The 11,169-nt window shown below is 73.0% G+C and carries 9 protein-coding genes and 1 riboswitch; of the genes, 1 reads left to right on the top strand and 8 read right to left on the bottom strand.

Going from position 1 to position 11,169, the window contains the following annotated elements:
* Positions 1–10: 10 nt before the first annotated feature.
* From ACFWRV_RS26935 to ACFWRV_RS26920, 4 genes are all read right to left on the bottom strand, one after another.
* On the bottom strand, positions 11–661 hold the full coding sequence (locus ACFWRV_RS26935; RefSeq protein WP_384338316.1) for a thymidine kinase: 651 nt from the start codon (positions 659–661) through the stop codon (positions 11–13).
* A 42-nt stretch (positions 662–703) separates the two neighbouring features.
* Entirely contained in the window at positions 704–1,891 is a 1,188-nt protein-coding gene (locus tag ACFWRV_RS26930) for an alkaline phosphatase family protein (RefSeq protein WP_384338315.1), read from the bottom strand.
* Complete coding sequence (locus ACFWRV_RS26925) at positions 1,891–2,487, bottom strand: DUF5998 family protein (RefSeq protein WP_384338314.1); 597 nt, start codon at positions 2,485–2,487, stop codon at positions 1,891–1,893. The genes ACFWRV_RS26930 and ACFWRV_RS26925 overlap by 1 nt, the downstream gene beginning before the upstream one ends.
* Before the next feature lie 69 nt (positions 2,488–2,556).
* Complete coding sequence (locus tag ACFWRV_RS26920) at positions 2,557–5,595, bottom strand: GNAT family N-acetyltransferase (protein ID WP_384338313.1); 3,039 nt, start codon at positions 5,593–5,595, stop codon at positions 2,557–2,559.
* A gap of 158 nt (positions 5,596–5,753) precedes the next feature.
* Here ACFWRV_RS26920 and ACFWRV_RS26915 point away from each other — a divergent pair, with 158 nt between their 5' ends.
* Entirely contained in the window at positions 5,754–6,035 is a 282-nt protein-coding gene (locus tag ACFWRV_RS26915; RefSeq protein WP_007449776.1) for an HPr family phosphocarrier protein, read from the top strand.
* A gap of 204 nt (positions 6,036–6,239) precedes the next feature.
* Here the strand turns inward: ACFWRV_RS26915 and ACFWRV_RS26910 are convergent, their stop codons facing one another.
* The 4 genes from ACFWRV_RS26910 to ACFWRV_RS26895 form a co-directional block, all read right to left on the bottom strand.
* Positions 6,240–6,947, bottom strand: coding sequence for a GntR family transcriptional regulator (locus ACFWRV_RS26910; RefSeq protein ID WP_384338312.1), 708 nt, complete (start codon positions 6,945–6,947; stop codon positions 6,240–6,242).
* A 178-nt stretch (positions 6,948–7,125) separates the two neighbouring features.
* On the bottom strand, positions 7,126–7,920 hold the full coding sequence (locus ACFWRV_RS26905; RefSeq protein ID WP_384338311.1) for a M23 family metallopeptidase: 795 nt from the start codon (positions 7,918–7,920) through the stop codon (positions 7,126–7,128).
* Between the two features lie 14 nt (positions 7,921–7,934).
* A riboswitch (cyclic di-AMP (ydaO/yuaA leader) is annotated at positions 7,935–8,102 on the bottom strand.
* Between the two features lie 243 nt (positions 8,103–8,345).
* Complete coding sequence (locus tag ACFWRV_RS26900) at positions 8,346–9,716, bottom strand: M16 family metallopeptidase (RefSeq protein ID WP_384338310.1); 1,371 nt, start codon at positions 9,714–9,716, stop codon at positions 8,346–8,348.
* Between the two features lie 26 nt (positions 9,717–9,742).
* Positions 9,743–11,125: a M16 family metallopeptidase gene (locus tag ACFWRV_RS26895; protein WP_384338309.1), complete on the bottom strand. Its 1,383-nt coding sequence runs from the start codon at positions 11,123–11,125 to the stop codon at positions 9,743–9,745.
* Between the last annotated feature and the right edge of the window lie 44 nt (positions 11,126–11,169).

The raw sequence follows: 11,169 nt of genomic DNA, 5'->3' as shown, positions 1-11,169 counted from the left end.
GACCCGGCGGTCAGGCGTGGTTGACCGGGAGGACGTCCGGGGAGAGGGCGCCCGCGTGGGCAGCGGCGCTCGTCATGCGCCTGCGGTGGTGGCGGCGGCAGAGGACCTCGTAGCCGATCTCCTCCGCCGGGCGGTTCACGTCGCCGACCACGACCTGGGCGCCCTCCACCACCATCTCGCCGTCTGCCGTGCGGGCGTTGTGCGTGGCGCGGGCGCCGCACCAGCACGGGGCCTCGACCTGGAGCTGCTCGACCCGGTCCGCGAGCTCGACCAGGCGCTGCGAGCCGGGGAAGAGCTTGGTGCGGAAGTCGGTGGTGATGCCGAAGGCGAAGACGTCCATGTCGAGGTCGTCCACGATCCGGGCGAGCTGGTCGATCTGGGCCGGGGCCAGGAACTGGGCCTCGTCCACGATCACGTAGTCCGCCTTGCCGCCCTTCGAGAGCTGCGCGACCAGATAGGCGTAGAGATCCATGTCCTCGCCGGCCTCGACCGCTTCCGTCACCAGGCCGAGCCGGGAGGAGAGCTTGCCCTCCCCCGCGCGGTCGTCCCGGGTGAAGATCACGCCCTGGAGGCCGCGTGCCGAGCGGTTGTGACCGATCTGCAGGGCCAGTGTGCTCTTTCCGCAGTCCATGGTTCCGGAGAAGAACACCAGCTCGGGCATGAGGGGTCGAGCACCTTTCGGAGGGGGGCACGGCGGAAGGGGTTACGAGCGTACTTCGAGGAGGGGGACGAGCTGTTCCACGGGGGTCAGGGAGCCGTGGACGCCCACCATCGCCGACTCGTGCGGCTCGTTGACGGTGGCCGTGATGATCACGTCGTCGTGGGCGGCGGCGACCACGTCGCCGATCCGTCCGTACACCCGCTCGTCGATCGTCGGACCGAACCAGCCGGCCGCGACGGCCTCGTCCCGGCTCGCGATCCAGAACTGCTCGCCGAGCACCTCGCGCCATACGGCCAGGACGTCGGCCTGGGCGCCCGGCACCGCGTAGACGTGGCGGGCGCGGCCCTCGCCGCCCAGGAGGGCGACGCCCGCGCCCAGCTCCCAGTCCTCGTCGAAGTCGATCCGGGACTGCTCGTCGAACGGGATGTCGATCATGCCGTGGTCGGCGGTGATGTAGAGCGCGGAGCGCGGCGGAAGCTGCTCGGCCAGGCGGCGGGCGAGCCCGTCGACGTACATCAGCTGACCGCGCCAGGCGTCGGAGTCGATGCCGAAACGGTGGCCCTTGCCGTCGACCTCGCTGTAGTACGTGTAGACGAGCGAGCGGTCGCCGGCGGCCAGGCGCTGGGCGGCGACGTCCATCCGGTCCTCTCCGGAGAGCCGGCCGAGGAAGGAGCCGCCGCTGAGCGCGACCTTGGTGAGGGGCGTCTGCTCGAACGTCGGCGCGGAGACTTGCGCGGTGTGCACGCCCGCGGCGTCGGCGAGCTGGAAGACCGTGGGATAGGGCTGCCAGACCTTGGGCGCGGTCCACGGCCTCCAGCGGAGCTGGTTCATCAGCTCGCCGGTCTCCGGATTCCGCGCGGTGTAGCCGGGCAGGCCGTGCTCGCCGGGCGGCAGCCCCGTACCGACGGAGGCCAGTGAAGTGGCGGTGGTGGAGGGGAAGCCCGCGGTGAGCGGGCGGCCGGTGCCGCCGCGCGAGGTGGGGAGGAGCGAGTGCAGGAAGGGGGCCTCGTCCGGGTGGGCCTTGATCTGCTCCCAGCCGAGACCGTCGATCAGGAAGACGCAGTTGCGGTCGGCCGGGGTCAGCTCGGGGATCGCGGCGGTGAACCCCGGCACCTCCTGTCCGGCGACGAGCGTCGGCAGCAGGTCGGCGAGCGAGCCGCTGCCGTACGCGGGCACGGGCGCGGTGTCGAGGGACAGCGGAACGGGGTCCTGCCAGGCGGGCTGGGCCATCAGCGGCCGGTCGCCGCGGTGGCGGCCGTGGCCTCGGAGAGCGACTGGGCGAAGGCGAGGGTCTGGCGCACGGCGTCGGGGCCGTCTCCGGCCTCGCTGACCCGCAGGCTCAGGTCGTCGGCGGTCGAGCTGCCGGTGTAGCCGTGGTCGGCGTCGCAGTTGGAGTCGCCGCAGGCGGCGGGCTCCAGGTCGATCCGGGAGACCGCGCCCCAGCCGATGGTGAGGACGACCTCGCGGGGCAGGGTGCCCGGGACGTACTTCTCCGGGTTGGCCACCACGCGGCTGACCACGACGGAGGAGATCCGCTCCAGCTTCACGGACTCGGTGGAGGTGGTGGCGTACGGCGTCGGGGAACTGGTGTCGGCGGCCTGCTCGTCGGTGTGGCTGACGATGAACCGGTGCTCGGTCAGGACGAGGACCGTCACATGACGGCGGACCTCGTTGGAGTCGAACGTGGTCTCCTGGTGCACCAGGTACGAAGCGACCGGTTCCCCGCCGACGGCGGCCTCCACCGCCTCGGCCACGAGGGCCGGGTAGTAGCCGCTGCGCTCGATCGCCGCGCGCAGCCCCTGGGTCGTCGTACCGGTCTTTGCCATGAGCACCATCCTACGGCGGGCGGGTGACTGCCGGGGACGCCCGTGTGGCCACCGGCGGTCCGGTGGGTCTCAGTAGTTCGGAAGGCGGCGGGGGCCGAGGTCGCTCCGGGCGGGCGGCGGGGCCAGCCGGACGCTCGCGCCGAGCACGGTCAGTCCCTGCGGGGCGACGACGACCGGTTCGAGGGCGACGGAGACCACCTCGGGGTGGTCGTCGACCAGGCGGGACAGCCGCAGCAGCAGCTCTTCGAGGGCGGCCGTGTCGACCGGGGCCGAGCCGCGCCAGCCGAACAGCACCGGGGCCGCCCTGATGGACCGGATCAGCTCGGCGGCGTCCCGGTCGGTGGCCGGAACCAGTCGGTGTGCGGTGTCGCCGAGCAGTTCTGAGGGGGCTCCCGCGAGGCCGAAGGACAGGACGGCCCCGGCGGCCGCGTCGATGGAGGCCCGCACGACGGTGTCCACGCCGCGCGGGGCCATCGCCTGGACGACGGGGAGCAGTTCGGCGGGCTTGCCGAGGAGGTCGGTCAGATCTCCGTAGCCCCGGCGCAGCGCCTCCTCGTCGGCGACGTCGAGGCGGACCCCGCCGAGGTCGGCGCGGTGGCGCAGGTGGGGCGCGGTGGTCTTGAGGGCGACGGGGTAGCCGAGCCGGGCCGCCGCGGCGACGGCCGCCTCGGGGTCGGGGGCGGGCAGGGTGGGGCGGACGTCGATGCCGTAGCGGCCGAGCAGTTCGCGGGCCTCGTCGTGGGTGAGGGGGCGTCCGCGCGGGTCGGGGGCGGTGGCGAGCTGCGCCTCGATGAGGGCGGCGGCCCCGGGCTCGTCGATGGTGTCGTCGAGGAACTCGGGGATCTTGCCGGGCACGGCCGCCTGGCGTCGCCACTGGGCGTACTTCACGGCCTCGGCGAGGGCGCGCACGGCGCGTTCGGCGGCGGGGTAGGCGGGGATGCGGCCGGGGCGGGGCGGGGTCTCGGGGGCGGGTGTTTCGGAGGTCGCCGTTCCGGGGGCGGGCGGGTCGGTCGGTGCGGCAGGCCTTCCAGGGGCGGTGGGCTGGCCGGTGCCGGAGGCGTTCTCGGGGGCTGGGGCCGCCGCTGCGGGAGTGGCGGACGCCGGGGTGGTGGTGCCTGTCCGGTCCGTGGTCGCCGCCCGGTCGGTGCTCGTTGCCGCGGCCGTGCTCGGGCCCCCGGCCGTGCTCGCGTCCGGGGCCGCGGTCCGGGGCGCGGCGGTACGGGGGCGGGGGGCGGCCGTGCTGCTCGCCGCGGCCAGGGCCTCGGCGAGGCCGCCGATCTCGACGTGGACGACGGCCACCGGCTTGGCCGAGCCCCCGGCCACCGCCTTGTGCAGGGCGGCGGCCAGCACCTGGCCGTCGCCGGTCTCGGCCTCGCCGTTCTCCCCCACCCACGGGATGGCGGTGACGATCACGGCGTCGCAGGTGCCGTCCGCCAGCGCATCGGCCAGCGCGTCGCGGAAGTCCTGCGGGGAGGCGGCGGTGGTGAGGTCGATCGGCGGGCGCGGGCGCAGACCCTCGGCGAGGCAGGCGTCGTACGTCAGGAGGCCGAGGGATTCGGAGTTGCCGAGGATGGCGACCCGGGGGCCGGCCGGGAGGGGCTGGCCCGCCAGCAGGAGTCCGGCGTCGACCATCTCGGTCACGGTGTCGACCCGGATGACGCCGGCCTGGCGCATCAGCGCGGAGACCGTGGCGTCGGGGATGCGGCTGACCGGGACCGCGTGGCCGGGCGGGTTGGTGCCGCTGTGCCGGGCGCCCTTCACCACGACGACGGGCTTCACGGCGGCGGTGCGGCGGGCGAGGCGGGTGAACTTGCGGGGGTTGCCGAGCGATTCGAGGTAGAGCAGGGCGACGTCGGTGTCGGGGTCCTCGAAGGAGTACTGGAGGAAGTCGTTGCCGGAGACATCGGCCCGGTTGCCCGCCGAGATGAACGAGGACAGGCCCGCGCCGCGCCGGTGGAGGCCGGAGAGGAGGGCGATGCCGATGGCGCCGGACTGGGTGAACAGGCCGATCCGGCCGCGGGCGGGCGACTCGGGGGCGAGCGAGGCGTTCAGCCGGACGGTCTCGGCGGTGTTGATGATGCCGAAGGCGTTGGGGCCGATGATCCGCATGCCGTACGAGCGGGCCTGGCGGACCAGTTCGCGCTGGAGCTCCCGGCCCTCGGCGCCCCGCTCGGCGTATCCGGCGGAGAGGACGACCAGGCCCTGGACGCCGTGCTCGCCGCAGTCGGCGACGGCCTCGGGGACGCGGTGGGCGGGGACGGCGATGACGGCGAGGTCGACCTGCTCGTCGATCTCGCCGAGCGAGCGGTGGGCGGGGACCCCGTCGAGCGTGGCCAGGCCCTCGTCGAAGGCGCGGTTCACCGCGTAGGTGCGGCCGGTGTAGCCGGCGGCGAGGAGGTTGCGCAGCACCGTGCGGCCCACACCGCCGGGGGTGCGGCCGGTGCCGATGACCGCGACGGAGCCGGGGGCGAGGAGGCGCTGCACCGAGCGGGCCTCGGCGCGCTGTTCGCGGCCGCGCTGGACGGCGAGGGACTTCTCGGTGGGTTCGAGGTCGAGGGTGAGGTGGACGGAGCCGTCCTCGAAGCTGCGGCGCTGGCTGTAGCCGCCGTCCCGGAACACCTTGATCATTTTGTTGTTGGCGGGGAGCACCTCGGCGGCGAAGCGCCGGATGCCGCGCTCGCGGGCGACCGCGGCGATGTGTTCGAGCAGCGCCGAGGCGACTCCGCGGCCCTGGTGGGCGTCCTGGACGAGGAAGGCGACCTCGGCCTCGTCGGCGGGCGCGGAGGCGGGGCGGCCCTGGTCGTTGATGCGGTCGTAGCGGACGGTCCCGATGAACTCGCCGCCGATCGTGACGGCCAGTCCCACCCGGTCGACGTAGTCGTGATGGGTGAAGCGGTGCACGTCCCGGTCGGATAGCCGCGGATACGGGGCGAAGAACCGGTAGTACTTCGACTCGTCGGACACCTGCTCGTAGAAGCTGACCAGTCGCTCGGCGTCGTCCGTGGTGATCGGCCTGATGCGCGCGGTGCCACCGTCGCGGAGCACCACGTCCGCTTCCCAGTGGTCGGGGTACGCGTGATGCGGACTCTGTTCCGGCGTGGGCTCCATGGCCAAAGCGTACGGCGGGGAGCCCGGTCGCGGAGGGATCGGTGCCGGGGCAGTCTGAGGGGGCCCGGACCGGGCAGCCGGACGGGAGGCCGGGCACAGCACCACGCACTGCATGAGAGACTGGTCTAGACAACCGTTGATATGTGAAGGGCAGAACCATGGCTGAGCGCCGCGTAAACGTCGGTTGGGCCGAGGGCCTGCACGCCCGCCCCGCTTCCATCTTCGTCCGTGCCGCCACGGCCTCCGGCGTCCCCGTGACGATCGCCAAGGCCGACGGCAACCCGGTGAACGCCGCCTCCATGCTCGCCGTGCTCGGCCTGGGCGCCCAGGGTGGCGAGGAGATCGTGCTCGCGTCCGACGCGGACGACGCCGAGGCCGCTCTGGACCGGCTGGCCAAGCTGGTCGCCGAGGGTCTGGAAGAGCTTCCGGAGACCGTCTGACCCCTCCGACTCCGGCCCGTCCGGATTCGACCCGTGCGAGAGCCGTGACCCCGTAAAGGGATCACGGCTCTTTCGCTTTCACGAAAGAATCGCGCCTCGATAATTCGGGCAGCGCGAAGGGCGCATTTGGGCATCGCGAATGACGCATTCAGGCAGCGTCAATGACGCATCCGAAATCGCTTCTCTTTGTATACGGCTCTTCTGTTAATGACGGACGCCCGCGGTGTTTACGCCGTGTTGCGAACTTCTCACCGGGGGGACGGGGGCGGCGCGCCGCCCGGGGAGATCCGGGCGGCGGAGCCGGTGGGCGGCGGTGAAGCGTTCCGCGTGCTGGGCGGTCAGCGCCCTCGCCCGTTCCGCGTCGCCGCGCGCCACGGCGTCCACGATCGCGCCGCGCTCGGCCCAGGAATCGACCGGGCGGGACTCCTGCTCGACCGCGTACATCCAGGCGATCTTGTGCCGGAGCTGGGTGAGCAGCGCGATGAGCCCGGGGCTGCCGGAGGCCTGGGCGAGGGTCTCGTGGAACCAGCCGCCCAGCGAGCGCAGATCCTCGCCCTCGCCCCGGCGGGCCCGCTCCTGGCCCAGCCTGACCAGGCCCCGGAGCACCTTCAGATGGGCTTCCGTGCGGCGCTGCGCGGCGCGTGCCGCACCCAGTGGCTCCAGGAGCGTCCGGACCTCCAGGAGGTCGGCCGCCTCCTGCACGGTGGGCTCCGCGACACAGGCGCCGGCGTGCCTGCGGGTGACCACGAACCCCTCGGACTCCAGGGTGCGCAGCGCCTCGCGGACCGGGACCCGGGAGACCCCGTAGCGGCGGGCCAGCAGCTCCTCGGTGAGGCGGCTGCCTCGCTCGTAGACACCGGAGACGATGTCGTCACGGATTGCCGTGCATACCGAATGCGCGGGAATGCGCATGTCCGAACCTCCGCCTTGATCCCCGCGAAACGCGGCCGCCCGACGTCTGTTCCGTGACTCTATGGCAATCCGCCGGAATTTCCGATGGCAGGCCGGAATCCATGGATATCTTCACGCCGGAATTGCTGAAGGCCCCGGCGGGCGCCGGGGCCTTCGGACGGGGGTCACGCGGGGTGCGTCAGACGTTCAGACCGTGCGAGCGCAGGTAGCCGACGGGGTCCATGTCGGAGCCGTAGTCGGGGGTGGTGCGGGCCTCGAAGTGCAGGTGCGGGCCGGTGGAGTTGCCGGTGGAGCCGGAGAGGCCGATCTGCTGGCCGGAGGAGACGCTCTGGCCGACGGAGACGCCGATCGAGGAGAGGTGGCCGTACTGGGTGTACGTGCCGTCCTTCATCCGGAGCACGATGTTGTTGCCGTACGCGCCGCCCCAGCCGGCCTCGACGACCGTGCCGGCGCCGACCGCGACGACGGAACTGCCGGAGGCGGCCTGGAAGTCCACGCCGGAGTGACTGCCGGAGGACCAGAGCGAGCCGCCGGTGTTGTACCCGGTGGTGACGTGGGAGCCGGCGACCGGGAGGTGGAAGGCGTTCAGCCGGGCGCGCTCGGCGGCGCGGGCGGCCCGGGCCTTCTCCTCGCGGACCTCCTTGGCGCGGGCCTCGGCCTTTCGCTCGGCCGCCGCCTTCGCACGGGCCTCGGCCTTTGCCTTGGCCTTCGCCTCGGCGATCGCGTCGGCCTGCTGCTTCTGGGCGCTCGCCTGCGCGTCGATCCGCTCGGCGAGGGTGGCTTCGAGGGAGACGGCCTGGGTGAGGCCGGTGTCGGCGGACTTGGCGGCCTCGGTGTCCGCGGCGAGAGCCGGGGAGGACAGCGAGCCGATGACTCCGGTGGTGGCCAGGGCCGCGATGCCGGCGACCTGGGCGCTCCGACGCGTGAGGCGGCTCGGGGCACGGTGCTTCCCGGTGGCACGGGTGAACGCCATGGAGGGGCTGGTTCCTTTCCTTCCTTCTCGCCTACCGGGTTAGCTGACGGGTTCGGAGCAGGAAGGTCTCCTACGGATTCCCGCGCCGGTTCGCGGCACGGGCCTCCGATTCACCCCAGGGACTGCGTGGGTCCCCGGCTCCCCTAGGCTCGCGCCTGACGGGGACTCGGCGATGACTGCCCGGCGCCGCGGTTGCGGCATACGGGTGACGGACAGCCGAGCCGACGCTAGGCGGGGCGACTTCCCCCCACCAAACGGACAAGGGGATTTGTCGCGCATCCCACAGGGCAGACAGGCAACCTCTCCCCCAAAAATGGGTGAAGTGCACTAAACGGGCAAACAAACAGGACCCCGACGAAATCCCTTCCGTCGGGGTCCTGTTCGCGGCAGTGGTCGCACGGGGGCGGCCGTGTTCCGCGGCGGTGTCAGCCGGTGACGACGGACACCTCTCCGATGCCGAGGGCCTTCACGGGCTCCTCGATCTGCGCGGCGTCCCCCACGAGGACCGTGACCAGCCGGTCCACCGGGAAGGCGTTGACCACGGCGGCGGTCGCCTCCACGGTGCCGGTCTCGGCGAGCCGGGCGTAGAGGTGGGCCTGGTAGTCGTCGGGGAGGTGCTGCTCGACCTGGTCGGCCAGCGTGCTCGCGACGGAGGCGGCGGTCTCGAACTTCAGCGGGGCGACGCCCACCAGGTTCTGAACGGCCGTCTCGCGCTCGGCGTCGGTCAGCCCCTCGGCGGCCAGCTTCCGCAGAACCTTCCAGAGGTCGTCCAGGGCCGGTCCGGTGGACTCGGTGTCCACCGAGCCGCTGATCGCGAGCATCGCCGCGCCGCCCGAGTCGGGGCCGCTGGAGCGCAGCACCTGGGCGAAGGCGCGCACCCCGTAGGTGTAGCCCTTCTCCTCGCGCAGCACCCGGTCCAGCCGGGAGGTGAGGGTGCCGCCCAGGCAGTACGTGCCGAGCACCTGTGCGGGCCACACGCGCTCGTGCCGGTCGGCGCCGATCCGGCCGATCAGCAGCTGGGTCTGGACCGCGCCGGGGCGGTGCACGATGACCACGCGGCCGGTGTCGTTCGCCGTGATGGGCGGCACGGGGCGGGCCTGGCCCGCGTTGCCCGACCAGTCTCCGAGGGTCTCCGCCAGCAGCGCGTCCAGGTCGATGCCGGTGAGGTCGCCGACGATCACGGCCGTCGCGGTGGACGGGCGGATGTGGGCGTCGAAGAAGGCGCGGACGGCGACGGCGTCGATCCGCCGGACCGTCTCCTCGGTGCCCAGACGCGGGCGGGACATCCGGGCGGTGGCCGGGAACAGCTCCTTGGAGAGCTGCTTGGCGGCCCGCCGGGACGGGTTGGCGTGCTCGTGCGGGATCTCGTCGAGGCGGTTGCCCACCAGGCGCTCGATCTCGCTCTCGGCGAAGGCCGGGGCCCGCAGCGCCTCGGCGACCAGACCGAGCGCCTTGGCCAGCCGGGAGGCCGGGACCTCCAGGGAGACCCGGACGCCGGGGTGGTCGGCGTGCGCGTCGAGCGTGGCGCCGCAGCGCTCCAGCTCGGCGGCGAACTCCTCGGCGCTGCGCTTGTCGGTGCCCTCGGAGAGCGCCCGCGACATGATCGTGGCCACGCCGTCCAGGCCGTCGGGCTCGGCCTCCAGGGGCGCGTCCAGGAAGATCTCCACGGCGACTACCTGCTGGCCGGGGCGGTGGCAGCGCAGCACGGTCAGCCCGTTGGGCAGGGCGCCGCGCTCGGGAGCCGGGAAGGCCCAGGGGCGGGCCGTGCCGGCGGTGGGCTGCGGGTGGAACTCCATGGCTACTCCAGTCACGGCGGCGTCGCTCACTTGTCCGCCCCCTCGTGCGCGTCGGCGCCCTCGGCGCTTGCTTCGCCCTCGTCGCCCTCGTCCGCCTCGTCGGCCGGCTCGATGGGCTCGTACACCAGCACCGCCCGGTTGTCGGGGCGCAGAGCAGCCTCCGCCGCCGCGCGCACCTCCTCCGCCGTGACGTCCAGGACGCGGCCCACGGCGGTCAGGGCGAGCTGCGGGTCGCCGAACAGGACCGCGTAGCGGCACAGTTCGTCGGCGCGGCCGGCGACCGTGCCGAGCCGGTCGAGCCACTCGCGCTCCAACTGCGCCTGCGCCCGCTCCATTTCCTCGGGCGTGGGCCCCTCGGCGGCGAACCGGGCCAGCTCCTCGTCGACCGCGGCCTCGATCGTCTCGACCTCGACGCCGCCGGACGTCTTGACGTCCAGCCAGCCCAGCGAGGGCGCTCCGGCGAGCCGCAGCAGCCCGAAGCCGGCCGCCACCGCCGTACGGTCGCGGCGGACCAGGCGGTTGTGCAGCCGGGAGGATTCGCCGCCGCCGAGCACGGTGAGCGCCAGGTCGGCGGCGTCGCAGGCGCGGGTGCCGTCGTGCGGGAGGCGGTAGGCGGCCATCAGGGCGCGCGCCGGCACCTCCTCGTGGACCACTTCGCGCAGCTGCTCGCCGATGGTCTCGGGCAGCGTCCCGTCGCGCGGCGGCTGCTTGCCGTCGTGGGACGGGATCGAGCCGAAGTACTTCTCGATCCAGGCGAGGGTCTGCTCGGGGTCGATGTCGCCGACCACCGAGATCACCGCGTTGTTGGGCGCGTAGTACGTACGGAAGAACGCGCGGGCGTCCTCCAGCGTGGCCGCGTCCAGGTCGGCCATGGAGCCGATCGGGGTGTGGTGGTAGGGGTGGCCCTCGGGGTAGGAGAGGGCGGTCAGCTTCTCGAACGCGGTGCCGTAGGGCACGTTGTCGTAGCGCTGGCGGCGTTCGTTCTTGACGACGTCGCGCTGGTTCTCCATGGACTCCTCGTCGAGCGCGGCGAGGAGGGAGCCCATCCGGTCGGCTTCCAGCCAGAGCGCCAGCTCCACCTGGTGGGTGGGCATGGTCTCGAAGTAGTTGGTCCGCTCGAAGCTGGTCGTCCCGTTGAGCGAGCCGCCGGCCCCCTGGACGAGCTCGAAGTGACCGTTCCCCTTGACCTGGCCCGAGCCCTGGAACATCAGGTGCTCGAAGAGGTGAGCCAGACCGGTGCGTCCCTTGACCTCGTGGCGCGAGCCGACGTCGTACCAGAGGCAGACCGCGGCGACCGGGGTCAGATGGTCCTCGGAGAGCACCACACGCAGGCCGTTGGCCAGGCGGTGCTCGGTCGCTGTCAAGCCGCCGGAGCCGGCCTGTGCGGTGGCCGTGTGACCCATGGGCATGTACGTCCCTTCGATCGCGATACTGGACTTCCTGCCAGACCTGC

The organism is Streptomyces sp. NPDC058576, assembly GCF_042718715.1.
Classification (GTDB): domain Bacteria; phylum Actinomycetota; class Actinomycetes; order Streptomycetales; family Streptomycetaceae; genus Streptomyces.
This window is presented reverse-complemented; position numbering and strand designations above follow the sequence as displayed.

What these genes read in the sequence shown, in the direction of transcription:
- ACFWRV_RS26895 (WP_384338309.1), bottom strand. Translation starts at nt 11,125, where the DNA reads ATGCCCATGGGTCACACGGCCACCGCACAGGCCGGCTCCGGCGGCTTG.
- ACFWRV_RS26915 (WP_007449776.1), top strand. Translation starts at nt 5,754, where the DNA reads ATGGCTGAGCGCCGCGTAAACGTCGGTTGGGCCGAGGGCCTGCACGCC.
- ACFWRV_RS26910 (WP_384338312.1), bottom strand. Translation starts at nt 6,947, where the DNA reads ATGCGCATTCCCGCGCATTCGGTATGCACGGCAATCCGTGACGACATC.
- ACFWRV_RS26905 (WP_384338311.1), bottom strand. Translation starts at nt 7,920, where the DNA reads ATGGCGTTCACCCGTGCCACCGGGAAGCACCGTGCCCCGAGCCGCCTC.
- ACFWRV_RS26935 (WP_384338316.1), bottom strand. Translation starts at nt 661, where the DNA reads ATGCCCGAGCTGGTGTTCTTCTCCGGAACCATGGACTGCGGAAAGAGC.
- ACFWRV_RS26930 (WP_384338315.1), bottom strand. Translation starts at nt 1,891, where the DNA reads ATGGCCCAGCCCGCCTGGCAGGACCCCGTTCCGCTGTCCCTCGACACC.
- ACFWRV_RS26920 (WP_384338313.1), bottom strand. Translation starts at nt 5,595, where the DNA reads ATGGAGCCCACGCCGGAACAGAGTCCGCATCACGCGTACCCCGACCAC.
- ACFWRV_RS26925 (WP_384338314.1), bottom strand. Translation starts at nt 2,487, where the DNA reads ATGGCAAAGACCGGTACGACGACCCAGGGGCTGCGCGCGGCGATCGAG.
- ACFWRV_RS26900 (WP_384338310.1), bottom strand. Translation starts at nt 9,716, where the DNA reads ATGGAGTTCCACCCGCAGCCCACCGCCGGCACGGCCCGCCCCTGGGCC.